Annotated in this window: 13 protein-coding genes and 1 tRNA gene; 5 read left to right on the top strand and 9 right to left on the bottom strand. The window is 68.1% G+C overall.

The window, feature by feature from the left end:
- Positions 1–8: 8 nt before the first annotated feature.
- A complete protein-coding gene (locus V7702_RS09500; RefSeq protein WP_304715814.1) occupies positions 9–368 on the bottom strand; it encodes a DUF2849 domain-containing protein in 360 nt (119 codons plus the stop codon).
- A gap of 1 nt (position 369) precedes the next feature.
- Complete coding sequence (gene cobA / locus V7702_RS09495; protein WP_442958408.1) at positions 370–1230, bottom strand: uroporphyrinogen-III C-methyltransferase; 861 nt, start codon at positions 1228–1230, stop codon at positions 370–372.
- A gap of 173 nt (positions 1231–1403) precedes the next feature.
- Between cobA and gcvA the strand changes: the two genes are divergently transcribed.
- Positions 1404–2372, top strand: coding sequence for a transcriptional regulator GcvA (gene gcvA / locus V7702_RS09490; RefSeq protein ID WP_335649871.1), 969 nt, complete (start codon positions 1404–1406; stop codon positions 2370–2372).
- Positions 2373–2423: 51 nt separating this feature from the next.
- Positions 2424–2765 carry a chorismate mutase gene (locus V7702_RS09485; protein ID WP_335649870.1) on the top strand — a complete coding sequence of 114 codons (342 nt, stop codon included), beginning with the start codon at positions 2424–2426 and terminating at the stop codon, positions 2763–2765.
- 67 nt (positions 2766–2832) lie between these two features.
- Here V7702_RS09485 and V7702_RS09480 read toward each other — a convergent pair.
- Positions 2833–2908 (bottom strand) — tRNA-Lys (locus V7702_RS09480).
- Positions 2909–2998: 90 nt separating this feature from the next.
- On the opposite strand from V7702_RS09480, the gene V7702_RS09475 reads away from it, so the two are divergent.
- On the top strand, positions 2999–3355 hold the full coding sequence (locus V7702_RS09475) for an Hpt domain-containing protein (RefSeq protein ID WP_335649869.1): 357 nt from the start codon (positions 2999–3001) through the stop codon (positions 3353–3355).
- A gap of 10 nt (positions 3356–3365) precedes the next feature.
- Here the strand turns inward: V7702_RS09475 and V7702_RS09470 are convergent, their stop codons facing one another.
- Positions 3366–5438 carry an ATP-binding protein gene (locus V7702_RS09470; RefSeq protein WP_335649868.1) on the bottom strand — a complete coding sequence of 691 codons (2073 nt, stop codon included), beginning with the start codon at positions 5436–5438 and terminating at the stop codon, positions 3366–3368.
- A gap of 133 nt (positions 5439–5571) precedes the next feature.
- Between V7702_RS09470 and V7702_RS09465 the strand changes: the two genes are divergently transcribed.
- Complete coding sequence (locus V7702_RS09465; protein ID WP_335649867.1) at positions 5572–7116, top strand: tetratricopeptide repeat protein; 1545 nt, start codon at positions 5572–5574, stop codon at positions 7114–7116.
- A 12-nt stretch (positions 7117–7128) separates the two neighbouring features.
- Here V7702_RS09465 and V7702_RS09460 read toward each other — a convergent pair whose 3' ends face one another.
- A complete protein-coding gene (locus V7702_RS09460; RefSeq protein ID WP_335649866.1) occupies positions 7129–7974 on the bottom strand; it encodes an ion transporter in 846 nt (281 codons plus the stop codon).
- Between the two features lie 118 nt (positions 7975–8092).
- Positions 8093–10252 carry a TonB-dependent siderophore receptor gene (locus tag V7702_RS09455; protein WP_335649865.1) on the bottom strand — a complete coding sequence of 720 codons (2160 nt, stop codon included), beginning with the start codon at positions 10250–10252 and terminating at the stop codon, positions 8093–8095.
- Positions 10253–10476: 224 nt separating this feature from the next.
- Here V7702_RS09455 and V7702_RS09450 point away from each other — a divergent pair, with 224 nt between their 5' ends.
- Positions 10477–11631, top strand: coding sequence for an acyl-CoA dehydrogenase family protein (locus tag V7702_RS09450; protein ID WP_335649864.1), 1155 nt, complete (start codon positions 10477–10479; stop codon positions 11629–11631).
- Positions 11632–11639: 8 nt separating this feature from the next.
- On the opposite strand, the gene purU is transcribed toward V7702_RS09450, so the two are convergent.
- The 3 genes from purU to V7702_RS09435 form a co-directional block, all read right to left on the bottom strand.
- Entirely contained in the window at positions 11640–12482 is an 843-nt protein-coding gene (purU, locus tag V7702_RS09445) for a formyltetrahydrofolate deformylase (protein WP_335649863.1), read from the bottom strand.
- A gap of 11 nt (positions 12483–12493) precedes the next feature.
- Positions 12494–13156, bottom strand: coding sequence for a cytochrome b/b6 domain-containing protein (locus V7702_RS09440; protein WP_335649861.1), 663 nt, complete (start codon positions 13154–13156; stop codon positions 12494–12496).
- Positions 13157–13158: 2 nt separating this feature from the next.
- Positions 13159–13531 (bottom strand): c-type cytochrome (locus V7702_RS09435; RefSeq protein WP_335649860.1); only part of this gene is annotated, 373 nt, incomplete at its 5' end.

The raw sequence follows: 13531 nt of genomic DNA, 5'->3' as shown, positions 1-13531 counted from the left end.
GCGCCTCCTTACTTACGCTTGATCAGGTTGACGCGGCCGCTGGAGCGCGCGGCGCCGTCGGCGTGCATCAGGGCCTCGATCATCTCGCCGCCCTCGGCCTGCTTGCCGTGGGTCGGATGGTTGGTGGGGCCGAGCGCCCGGATGCGCTCGCGATAGCTGAGCGGCGCCCACAGACCGTCGGATTCCATCAGGTCGATCAGATAGGGGTCGATCACGACAGTGGGTTGCGACTTGGCCTGTCCCTCGGCGAGCTCGGCGGCCGCGGCATCGTCAAACAGGTCGGCGTCGGCGAAACGCTCCACCCACTTGCCGGCCTTCCAGAAGACGACATCGCCGTCGATCAGGCGGTTGGCGGTCAGGGCCTTCATCTCACTTGCCTCCCAGCTCGACGGCGCGAGCCTCAATCTGTGTCACCTGCCCGGGCTCGCGAGCCTCAGCTTCGCCGGACAGGGCCAGAGCCATCGATTCGCCGACGATCAGAAGCGCCGGCCCGTTCAGGGATGCGGCTGCCTCCGACAATTCATCCAGACGGGTGACGATGCGACGCTCGTCGGCCCGGCTGGCGTTCTCGACTATAAGCGCCGGCGTGGCGGGGTTACGGCCGGCCTGTGTCAGCCTGCGGGCGACGCCTGCGGCCGTCGACACACCCATATAGATGACCACCGTCTGGTTCGGCTTGGCCAGGCTCTCCCAGTCCAGGTCCGGCTCCTCGCCCTTGGCCGCGTGGCCGGTGACGAAGGTCACCGCCTGGGCCAGGCCGCGATGGGTCAGGGGCGCCCCAGCGCCGGCGCCGGCCGCCAGGGCCGCGGTTACGCCAGGCACGACCACGCAGTCCACGCCGGCCTCGCGGCAAGCCTCGAGCTCTTCGCCGCCGCGGCCGAAGATGAAGGGATCTCCCCCCTTCAGACGCACCACCTTCAGGCCCTGCAGGGCGAAGGCGACCAGCATCCTGTTGATCTCATCCTGGGCGTAGGAGTGGCGCGACTTGCGCTTGGCCACGCTGATCTTCTGGGCGGCGGCGGGCGCCATGGCGAGGATCTCGTCGGACACCAAGCCGTCATGGACCACCACATCTGCGCCCTGCAGGGCCTTCAGCGCCTTGACCGTCAGCAGCTCCGGATCGCCGGGACCGGCGCCCACGAGCCAGACCTGGCCCGTCGGCCGCGTCGTCGCGCCGTCCAGGACCACCAGTCGGCCGTTCCGCTTCGTTTGTCGCTCGCCAGGAGCCATGGGTTTAGCTTCTCTAATACGTCTGCCCCGGAATGCCGGCGGGGCGGACCTTGGCCCGCCCCGCTTCCATCCGCCGACGAAAAGGGCCGATACATCGCCGGATGCTTGCAAACTGGGGAAAACCACCCCACTTCGCAACCCAAGGAGTTCTGCCCGGGGGTTCAGGAAAACTCATGGAACGACAGGCCGAACGGACAGGCGACCGCCGCCGCCTGCCGCCGCTGAACGCCCTGCGCGCCTTCGAGGCCGCTGCGCGCCACCTGAATTTCAGCCGCGCCGCCGAGGAACTCTCGGTGACCCCCGGCGCGGTGAGCCAGCAGATCCAGAATCTGGAGGACTATGTCGGCGCCGCGCTCTTCAAGCGCACGCCCAAGGGCCTGCTGCTGACCGATGCGGCGCAAACCGCCCTCCCCGCCCTGCGCGAGGCGTTCGACCGCCTGGCCGAGGCCGCCTCCCTGCTGACCGCGCCGGTGGACGGCCGACGCCTGACCATCACAGCGGCCCCCTCCTTCGCCGCCAAATGGCTGGTGCCCCGGCTAGGCAAGTTCGAAGAGGCCCATCCCCAGGTCGATGTCTGGCTGTCGGCCGGCATGGAGCTGGTAGACCTCAGCGCCGGCGAGGTGGACCTGGCGATTCGCTACGGCTCGGGCCGCTATCCGGGCCTGGAGGTCACCTCGCTGATGAGCGAGACGGTGCTGGCGGTGGCCAGTCCGGAGCTTCTGGCGCGCACGCCGCTCAATGATCCCGCGGACCTCGTGAACCACATCCTGCTGCACGACGGCTCGGCCGAGCTGGACGCCTCCTGCCCCGACTGGGCCATGTGGCTGGCCGCTCGAGGCCTGAAGACGGTGGACGGCTCCCGTGGGCCGCGGTTCAACCAGTCGAGCCTGGTGATCGAGGCCGCCGTCAACGGCCGCGGCGTGGCGCTCGCCAAGCGGACCCTGGCCCAGGCCGACCTGGAGGCTGGGCGCCTGGTGGCGCCATTACAGATCGCCACGGCGGTGGACTTCGCCTATTACCTCGTCCATCCCAAGGCCAAGGGCCGGCTGCCGCAGGTCAAGGCGTTCGTCGCCTGGATCACCGCCGAGGCCGAGGCCCATGAGGCCGCCCTGCGCGCCATAGACAACGGGGCCGGCATCTAGCCATGGCGCCGGCGTCGGGGCGTTTCTGAGTCCAATGCTGCCGAGTGCTGAATGCTGATTGAGATCGACGACCACAAGGCCCCCGCCGACTGCACCACCATGACCGAGGTCCGCCAGGGGGTCGACGCCCTGGACCGCGCCCTGGTCAAGCTGCTGGCCGAGCGCCAGGGCTTCATGGACGCCGCCGCCCGCATCAAGCCCCACCGTGGCGTGGTGCGCGACGAGGCGCGGATCGAGGACGTGGTGGCCAAGGTCCGCGCCGCCGCCCGCGAGGCCGGCCTCTCCGAAGCCATCGCCGAGCCGGTCTGGCGCACCCTGGTGGACCGCTGCATCGCCTATGAGTTCGGGTCCTGGGACAAAAACCGCCAGCCCGACGGCGAGCCCCTGCCTTAGGGGCGCCCAGGCGCGCTGAGGCCCGCAGGAGAACTGCGCGACCGTCACCACCAAGTCTTTGAAATAATGGTGGGTGCAGTAGGATTCGAACCTACGACCCGCTGATTAAGAGTCAGCTGCTCTACCAACTGAGCTATGCACCCATCGCGTCAGACTCCGTGATCTGGGGTCTCGGCGAGGGCGCGGAACATAGCCAGATTTTGGGCCTTGGCAAGCGGGCGACGGAGAGAAAGATGGCGCGGCGTGATCTGACCGGGGCGGTGGACTTCGCCTATCTGGAATCCTACGCCGCCGGCGACCTTGTCGTGGTCCACGAGGTGCTGGAGCTTTTCCGCCAGCAGGCCGGTCTGTGGGCGCCCCTGCTGACCCCTGGCGCCGAAGGGTGGCGCGACGCCGTCCACACCATCAAGGGGACCGCCCGGGGCATCGGCGCCCGGGATCTGGCCCAGGTCTGCGAAGAGGCGGAGATCGCCGGCGAAGGCCGTCTGCCGGCCGTGCGCGACGCCCTCGACACCGCCCTCGCCGATGTGGCCGCCTACGTCCACGAACTGATGTTGCAATCCCTGAAGACGCCGAACGCCCGGGGCTGAGCCTCGGCCGTCAGGCGGCGACCTCCGCCTGTGTCTCCTGCCCCACCCAGCGGGCCAGACAGGCCTGCAGGGTTTCCAGATCGATGGGCTTGCCGACGCTGTCGACCATGCCGGCCTCGCGTGTGCGGGCGACCTGTTCGGGCAGGACGTCGGCGCTCATGGCGATGATGGGGGTGCGGCTCGATGGGCCGTCCAGGGCGCGGATGGCGCGGGTGGCCGCCAGGCCATCGACGCCGGGCATGTGCACGTCCATGAGGATCGCGTCATAGGTCTCCCTGCGGGCCGCCTCGATCGCCTCGCGGCCGTCGCAGGCGAGGTCGACGCTGCAGCCGAGCAGATTGAGCATCAGCATGCCCAACTCGCGGTTCATCGGATGGTCGTCCACCAGCAGGATGCGAGCCGACAGCGGGACATCGGCCGCTTCGCGCTCCGCCTGCGCCTGAACCGCGCGAGCGCGCTCCAGGGTCAGCTCCAGCCAGAAGGTCGAGCCGGCGCCCATTTCCGACGAAACCCCGACCCGGCCGCCCATGGTCTCGATGAGTCCCTTGCAGATCGCCAGGCCGAGCCCCGAGCCCCCATGATTGCGGCTGACCGAGGAATCCACCTGGCTGAAGCGCTGGAAGAGGGTGGCGGCGGCATCCGGGGCGATCCCCACGCCGGTGTCCTCGACACTGATGCGAACCCGGTCTCGGTCACCCTGGGGCGCCACGGACAGGGTCAGGGTGACCGCCCCTGCGTCGGTAAACTTCACCGCATTGTTCAGATAGTTGAGCAGCACCTGGCAAAGGCGGTGGTCGTCACAGACGTGGGCGCCGACAAGATCTCCCTCCACCCGCATGGCGAGGGTGAGCCCCTTGCCCGCGGCCGTATCGGCGACGATCGCCAGAGCGTCCTCGCAGACCACCCGCAGATCCACCGGCTTAGGATCAAGCTCGATACGCCCCGCCTCGACCTTGGAGAAGTCCAGGATGTCGTTGACCACGGTCAGCAGGGCGATGCCGGACCTGCGGATCAGATTGACATGGTGCCGCGACTGATCCGTCACGCCCTCGTCCCGCTCGAGAATCTCGGCGAATCCGATGATCGAGTTCAGCGGCGTGCGGATCTCGTGGCTCATGGTCGCCAGGAAGTCGGTTTTGGCGTGGGACGCGGCTTCGGCCCGTTCGCGGGCCCGCTGGTGGCTGATCGAGCGGCGCAGGATGAGCTCGCGCAGGCGCTGCTGGTGGTTGGCCATCAGCGCGGCGAGAATGCCGGTGGCGAACACCAGGCCGAAATAGACCTGGAACAGGGAGACCTGCTCCTCAAGGCTGCGGACGTCGGCCAGGACCGCTGCACGGCCGCCGATCAGGCCCCCGCTCATCAGGATGGCCGCCGCCATCATGACGGCGAAGGTGACCGCCTGCGGCCCGGCCCGCAGACCAAGCACCGTGACCACGGGGAACATGACCAGCAGGGCTATGGGAGCCAGGGGAGTGAACACCAGGGCGATGAGTCCGCCGGTGACCAGCGCTCCGACCAGCCCCTCCAGCCGGCGATCGGGAAGATTTGAGCCCCGGCGCTGCTGGCAGATCAACAGGATGGCGGGCAGCACCATGGCCATTCCCAGCAGTTTGGCGGCAAAACGATTGACCAGCATGTCCTGGGAGACGTGGCCCTCGATCAGCTGGGCGCCGACGCCCAGCAACACCGTCGCCACCAGCAGGACGGGCACAAGCGCCATGAAGATCAGACGGGCGAAGCGGCCCGGCGTGGTCAGCCGGACGGCGTTGAACCGACGCGCCAGATGGGCGACGGCGCCGGCCTCGACGACGTTCAGCACGGAATATCCGACCGCGGCGTAGAGCGGATGGCCAAAGCCGAGAATGACCGCGATCTGAAGCAGAAAGCCGGCCCCGAGACAGGCCCAGGTCCAGCGGGCCGGCAGCAGCAACAGGGCGGCGATGACGAAGGCGTTGGCCGTCCAGATCGTGCCGACCCCGGCCAGCTCACGCAGCACATTGGTCAGCCACAGATTGGCGACGTAGAGGACGCAAAGCGTTACTGCGATGACGAGCAGGCGCTTTTGTCGCGAGATGGCTGACAAGGCCGCCCCCTTCGTAAATGGCCGGTAGGGCGCGACCCTATGCCTCAGCCTGTCAATCAAAGCTTAAGCCTAACAGGGCGAATGCGCTGAGCCGCTCAGGGGGCCGCGGCCCAGAATCGCGGCAGGATGGGGCATGCCTTCGCCGCTGCGCCCTTCTCCATCAGCCCTTCGCGCGCGGGCTGCGCGCCTGGAGCGCGAAGGCGACCTGGCCGCCGCCCTGGCCGCCTATGAGGCCGCGCTGGCGGCCGCCCCCCACGATGTCGATCTCCTCGCGTCCCTGGCCCAGATCGCCGAGCGCCTGGGCATGATGGCGCCGGCCGAGGGGTTGTGGCGCCAGGCCTGCGCCCTGGCGCCCGACAACCTGCAGGCCCAGGACGGCCGCGCCCGGACCCTGCGCGAACTCGGGCGGTATGACGAGGCCATCGCCGTCCTGCAGGCCGCGATCGCGGCCCATCCCACCGAGGCGCGGCTTTGGAACAGCGTCGGCGTCACGCTCAGCCAGCAGGGCCAGACGGAGAGCGCCCTGACCTTCTATGATGAGGCCCTGCGGCTGGATCCCCGGCTGGCCACGGCGGCCTATAACCGCGCCGGGGCCCGCTTCGACCTGGGCGCCCTGGAGGCGGCGCAGGCGGATTTCGCCATAGCCGGCAAGCTCGCCCGCAAGCCGGCCGACGCCGCCATGATCAGCTTCGCCGCCGCCACCCTGGCCCTGGCCCGGGGCGACCTGGCGGCCGGCTGGGAGGGCTATGAGGCCAGACTCTCCCCCCATCGCCCCAAACCCGTGGCGTTTGAGGCGCCGGGCCGCCGCTGGACGCCCAACCTGCGGTTGGCCGGCAAGCGCCTGCTGGTCCTCGCCGAGCAGGGGCTGGGGGATGAGATCCTCTTCGCCAGCCTGCTGCCGGAGGTGAGCGAGGCCCTGGGCCCTGGGGGTCGCCTGACCCTGGCGGTGGAGCCGCGCCTCGTCGCCCTCTTCGCACGCAGCTTTCCCCAGGCTGAGGTTCTTCCCCATCGGACCGAGCCGGTCGGCGGGCGGGTGCGGCGCAGCGCCGGGATCCTGGCCGATCCCCGGGCCATCGACCTCTGGGCGCCGTTGGCCTCCCTGCCCCGCCAGTTCCGCCGCGCCATCACGGACTTTCCAGACCGCCCCGGCTTCCTTGTTCCAGATCCGCAGCGGGTCACCTACTGGCGCCAATGGCTCGGCGAGGGTCCGCCGAGCGCGGGGCTGACCTGGCGCAGCGGCAACCTGCTCGGGGATCGGCGGCGGCAGTATCCGCCAATGGCCTCGTGGAAGCCCGTCCTTGAGGCCGGCGACACCCGGCTGGTGAACCTGCAATACGATGTCCAGGCCGAAGAGCTTGAGGCCCTGGCGGCCCTCGGCGGGCGAACCCTGCTCCAGCCGCCGGGCCTGGACCTGAAGAACGACATCGACGACCTGGCCGCCCTCTGCACAGCCCTGGACCTGGTGGTCAGCGTCTCCAACGCCACGGGACAACTGGCCGGCGCCTGTGGGGCGCCGACCGTGATGCTCTGCGTGCCCGCCGCCTGGCCTCGGCTGGGTCAGGAGTCCTATCCCTGGCATCCGACGATCCGGCCCATGGCGCCGCGGATCTTCGGCGAATGGGAGCCGGCCATGGCGCAGACCGCGGCGCTCATGGAAGAGCTGACGGCGCGCCGATAAAGCGCGATCGGCTCAGGACTGGGTCAGCCGGCCGCTGAGGGCGCCGATTTCCTGGCGCAGGGCCGCAAGTTCTGCACGCAGGGCGGCGAGGTCGGCGGCGTCCTCGGCATGGGCCTGCTGGCGCTCGACACTGGCCAGGCGGAGGTCTTCCTCGATCTGCAGGCGCTCGGCCTTGGCCTCGTCCTCATGCTCGCTCTGCATGGCGTTGACCACGATGCCGATGAACAGGTTCAGCATGGTGAAGGTGGTGCAGAGGATGAAGGGGACGAAGAAGGCCCAGGCATAGGGATAGACCTCCATCACCGGCCGCACGATGCCCATGGACCAGCTCTCCAGGGTCATGACCTGGAACAGGGTGTAGGCCGAGGCCGGGATCGTCCCGAACCACTCTGGGAAACTAGCGGCGAACAGCTTGGTGGCCATTACCGAGGCCACATAGAAGATCAGCGTCATCAGCAGGATGATCGAACCCATCCCCGGCAGGGCGCTGATCAGCGCGCCCACCACCCGGCGCAGGGACGGCACCAGGGTGATCATCCGCAACACCCGCAGGATGCGCAGGGCCCGCAGCACCGAGAAGGCGCCGGCCGCCGGCACCAGCGCTATGCCGACGATGGCGAAATCGAACAGGCTCCACGGATCCTTGAAGAAGGCCAGCCGGTGGACCGCGATCCGCGCCACGATCTCGGCGACGAAGACCGCCAGGATCACCTTGTCCAGCACCATCAGGACCGGGCCGAAATGGGCCATGGCCCAGGCGCTGGTCTCCAGCCCAAGTGTGATCGCATTGAGCACGATCAGGGCGGTGATGATCTTCTCGGTGCGCGACGAGGTGATCAGCGCCTTGAGCTGGTCCAAGGGGTGGCTCCGTGGGGTTGCAGACAGAGGCCGCCATCTGCCGCAAACCTTGTCCCAGCGCCAGAGGCGAGACGGCCCAGGGATCTGGCCCCGCCGCCTCGCCCGTGCTCGCAGCGCTTCAGAAGCTGGCGCGCAGACTGACCGTGACCCGGCGCGGTTCGCCGAAATAGCCGCCGTTGTAGAAGCCGACGCGACGGTAATAGGTCTTGTCGAACAGGTTATCGACATTGAGCTGGGCGCTGAGGTTTTCATTGAACCTGTAGCGGGCCATCAGGTTGGCCAGCACATAGGCGTCCTGCGAGACATTGGTGCGCACGGTTTGCGGCGGCGTGCTCGTATTGCCCGGAACCGGGATGGTCGCCAGCGTGTAGATCTCGCTCTGCCAGTTCAGGCCTCCGCCGATCCGCAGGCCTTCGAGCGCACCGCCAAGATCATAGGTGCTGTAGAGCCGCGCGATGTGGCGCGGGTTGAGCGTGCTGATCCGCGTCCCAGACGCATCCTCGGTATAGGCGAAGGTGTAGCCGCCTACGACGTTCCAGCGTGGGCCGACCTTGCCGGTGATCTCCGCCTCGAAGCCCCGGGTCTCGGCCCCGCTGACCGCCACATAGGCCGAGCTGCCGTCGGGCAGCAGGAAGCCATCGGGAACCGAGGCGTCCAGGGCGGCCAGGTTGTCCTGCTGGGCATAGAAGAGCACCGTCGAGGCCAGCAGGGCGCCGTCAAGGTACTCGCCCTTCAGGCCCATTTCGTAGCTGGCGCCGATCACCGGGGCCAGCTGCTCGTTATTCTTGTCCTTGTTGCTCTGCGGCTTGAACAGGTCCGAATAGCTCGCATAGGCCGAGACCTGCGAGGTCAGGTCGTAGATGACGCCCACATAGGGGGTGATGCGTTCGTCGGCGTAGTCGCTGCTCGTTCGCGTATAGGCGCCGGCCAGATCGAACAGATCGACCTTGGTTTCCCAGCGGGTGCTGCGCACGCCCAGGATCACCTTCAGGCGGTCAGACGGGTTCAGTCGCGCCGCGCCATAGACGCCGGTCTCCTTGGTGGTCGTGATCTGGGCGGGCGTGCCGTATTCCAGCAGGTAGGGTTCGGGAATGCGGCCATCCCAGTTGCGGAAGTCCGGGATGGTCATGGCGTAGGGACGGCGGGCGGCGTCGATCTTGTCGTTGAGCGTCGTGGCCTCCCGCTCGAAGCCGTTCACGCCGATCACCGCCTCATGCTGGCGGCCAAACAGCTGGAAAGGGCCTGAGGCGAAGAGGTCGAAGCCGGTCTCCTCCTCCTGATAGACATTGTAATAGTCGGCCACGAACAGCCCCGAACCGTCCACCGGATCGGGATAGCCGCCATAGCCATAGTAGAGCAGCGCCGTGGACTCGCTGTCGCGCTGGTTGAGGGTCAGGCGGAGCGACCAATCGGCCGGCAGGTCCTGCTGGATCATGCCGTAGAAGCTGGAGCTGTTGCGGTCCCAGGTGCTCCAGTTGGCCGCTACGCTGTAGGATCGGGGCAGGTCGGTGGGCGTGCCGTCGCTGTAGAAGAGCGGCGCCGTCCCCCAGGTGGAGCCGCGCGGCGTTGCCTCCAGATAGTCATAGCCCAGGCGAACCAGGGTGCTGGGGGTCAGGTCGGCCTCGACCACGGCCATGGCCACGGCTTTCTTCTCCTCATAGAGGTCGATGTGGGACTCTCGGTCCTCGAAGGCGGCCGAGACGCGGGCGCGCACCCAGCCCGAGGCGACCAGTGGTCCAGAGACGTCGGCCTCCACCCGGCCACGCGACCAGCTGCCGGCCGTTACGCTGGCCGAGCCGGTGAAGTCGCGGGTCGGCGTCTTGCGGATCAGGTTGATGGTGGCCGACGGATCGCCTGCGCCCGTCACCAGCCCCGCGGCGCCGCGGATAACCTCGATCCGCTCATAGAGCGAGGTGTCGCCCATGGCGCTGTTGCCCGACGAATAGCTGGTGGGCGCGCCGTCCAGCTGGAAATTGCTGATCGAGAACCCGCGGGAGGTGAAGTTGACCCGGTTGGAGTCATTCTCCTGCACCGTGATCCCGGTGGTCTGCTCCAGCACATTGGCGATGGACGAGAGGCTGAAGTCCTGGATGCGTTCGGCGGTGATCACCGTCACCGACTGCGGCGTCTGGCGCAGGGAGAGCGGCAGCTTGGCCGCCGAGTCCGTGACTTCGACCGCATAGCCGTCCTTCTTGCCCGTGACGATGACCCCGCGAAGGGTGGCGGCGTCGTCGGCCATGGCCTGGCCCGACAGAGCCGAACCGGCCGTCAGGGCCAAGAGGAAGACGCCCGCGCGGCGTCGGCTTGTATTTGAGCTGTACACGGATCTTATCCCCTGCTGATGCGTCCCCCGGGGCGCCGTTGGGGTGCCGATAAGCCGCTCTGGCTAAAGTTGCAAACGATTCTTAGTATCATGTCAGAGACGCCCCTGCCTCTGCGGCGCCCCTTCCCTCCCCGGGGTCGCGTGCTCTATGCCGAGCCAGTCCAGCGACGGAGGGCGTCATGCGCGACGAAGATCTGCAGCCCGTGCTCGAAACCGTGCGGCGGCTCTGCGCGGACTTTCCGGGGGAATACTGGCGGACGCGGGACCGGGAACGGACCTATCCGACGGAGTTTGTCCAGGCCCTGACCCAGGCCGGCCTGCTCGGCGTCCTGATCCCGGAATCCTATGGCGGCAGCGGCCTTGGCCTGTCGGCGGCCGCGGCCATCCTGGAGGAGATCCACGCCAGCGGCTGTAACGCCGCGGCCGTCCACGCCCAGATGTACACCATGGGCACCGTCCTGCGGCACGGCAGCCAGGCCCAGAAGTCCCAATGGCTGCCGAAGATCGCCACGGGCGAGGTGCGCCTGCAGGCCTTTGGCGTCACCGAGCCCGGCGCCGGCACCGACACCACCGCCATCACCACCCAGGCGGTGCGGCGGGGCGACGCCTACGTGATCAACGGCCAGAAGGTGTGGATCAGCCGGGCCGAGCACTCCGACCTGATGGTGCTCCTGGCCCGGACCACGCCTCGCGAAGAGACGACCAAGAAGACCGAAGGCCTGTCGGTCTTCCTGCTGGATATGCGCGAGGCCGTCGGCCGCGGCCTGACCATCAAGCCGATCCGCACCATGTTCAACCATGCGACCACCGAGCTCTTCTTCGATGATCTGGAGATCCCGGCCTCCTGCCTGATCGGCGAAGAGGGCAAGGGCTTCCGCTACATTCTCGACGGCATGAACGCCGAGCGCATCCTGATCGCCGCCGAATGCATCGGCGACGGGCGCTGGTTCGTGGAGAAGGCGCGCGACTACGCCACCGGCCGCGAGGTGTTTGGCCGGGCGATCGGCCAGAACCAGGGAGTCCAGTTCCCCATCGCCCGGGCCTATGCCCAGGTGCGGGCGGCGAAGCTGATGACCTATGAGGCCGCGGCCCGCTATGAGGCCGGCGATCCGGCCGGCGAAGAGGCCAACATGGCCAAGCTGCTAGCCTCGGAAGCCTCCTGGGCGGCGGCCGACATGTGCATCCAGACCCATGGCGGGTTCGGCTTCGCCGAGGAATACGATGTCGAGCGTAAGTTCCGCGAGACCCGCCTCTATCAGGTGGCGCCGATCTCTACGAACCTGATCCTGGCCTATCTGGCCGAACACGTCCTGGGCCTGCCGCGCTCCTATTGAGGGCTGACTTAGTCGGTAAAGACCACTGTCTTGGCGCCGTTCAGCAGCACCCGGTCCTCCAGGTGCCAGCGCACCGCCCGCGCCAGGACCCGACGCTCGATATCGCGACCCTTGCGGATCAAGGCGGCGGGTGTGTCGCGGTGGCTGATCCGCTCCACGTCCTGCTCGATGATCGGACCCTCGTCGAGGTCGGCGGTGACATAGTGGGCGGTGGCTCCGATCACCTTCACCCCGCGGGCATGGGCCTGGTGATAGGGCCGCGCGCCCTTGAAGCCCGGCAGGAAGGAGTGGTGGATGTTGATGCAGCGCCCCTCCAGCTTGCCGGCCAGACCGTCCGACAGGATCTGCATATAACGGGCGAGCACCACCAGTTCGGCGCCGGTGGACTGGACCAGCGACCAGACCGCCGCCTCCTGCTCCAGCTTGGTCTCTCGTTTCACCGGCAGGTGGTGGAAGGGCAGACCGCTGAGGTCGATGCTGGAATAGGTGTCGGCGGGGTGGTTCGACACCACCGCGCAGATCTCCATCGGCAGTTCGCCCCGACGCCAGCGCCAGACCAGGTCCGACAGGCAGTGGTCAGCCTGGGAGGCCAGGATCATCACCTTTCGGCGCACCTTGGGGTCGCGCAGGGTCCAGTTCATGCCGAACTCGGCGCCGATCGGGGCGAAGGCGTCGCGCAGGGCCTGCGCCGAGGTTTCGCCAGCCTCGAACACTACCCGCATGAAGAACCGGCCGGTCTCGACGTCGCCGAACTGCTGGGCGTCGATGATGTTGCCGCCGCGGTCGAACAGGAAGCTCGCCACCCGGCTGACAATGCCGGGCCGGTCGGCGCAGGAAAGGGTCAGGATCATGAGGCGGCTGACTAGCCTGCGCGGGCGATCAGCACCACCACCAAGACGGCGATCACCACCCCAAGGGCCAGCCGCCACAGGGGCGCTGGCCGCAGTTCGCCCTGAAGGCCTGCGGTGGCGTCACGCCCCGTCACCATCGGCCCCACCAGGTTTCGGCGCTTGAAGAGGCCGTAGGCCGCGATGGCGACCAGATGCAGCACGACGGCGGCCTGCAACAGGCGGAAGTTCAGCTCGTGCAGGTCCGCGGCTTGCCGGCCCGTTTCGAAGGTGATGAACCGGGCCATGGGTCCGGACTCCAGTCCATCCACATCCACGGCGAAAAGGCCCAGGCCCACCTGGGAGATCAGCAGCACCACCAGCAGCAGAACGCTGAGCGCGCCGAGCGGGTTATGACCAAAGCTTGCGGGCGCGCCACGCCAGCCTCGGACATAGGCCAGGACCGTCCCCGGGCCTTTGACGAACTCAGAGAACCGCGCCGTCGAGCCGCCCGCGACGCCCCAGTAGAGCCGGAAGATCATCAGGCCGAGGATTCCGTAGCCGGCGTAGCGATGGATATCCATCCGCTCGCCCCCGGTCAGCCAGGCGACCACCACAAGGACGGCCAGGGCCCAGTGGACGAGGCGGGTGGGAAGGTCCCAGACCCGCACCCGCGCCGAAGACGCGCCCGAGGCCATGTCTATTGCTCGACGCGGAAGTCGTCGTGACAGCCGCCGCAGCTGGCGCCGACCACCTTCACATGGGCCTCCAGACCTGCCGCATCGCCGGCGGCGGCCAGTCGCTGAAGTTCCGCCGTAGTCTCCACCAGCCGCTGCTGGGCCGCGGCGAAGCCGTCGGGATTGGTCCAGACGGTTTCCAGGGCGTCGGTCTCGACGCCGTCCTGGGGGCCGGAGCCCGCGGGGAACCAGTTGGGAATCTGCTGGGCCAGCTCATGCATGCGATCGGCGGCCGGGACGATCTGCGCCATGTCCGGCGAGCCCGTCTTCAGCTGGTCATTGATCAGCTTGAACGACGAACCCAGGGCCTTGTAGCCCTCCTGCCGCTCTTTCACG

The organism is Phenylobacterium sp., from assembly GCF_036963605.1.
Lineage (GTDB): Bacteria > Pseudomonadota > Alphaproteobacteria > Caulobacterales > Caulobacteraceae > Phenylobacterium.
The sequence above is the reverse complement of the archived record's forward strand: the minus strand, read 5'-3'. Positions and strand labels throughout refer to the sequence as shown.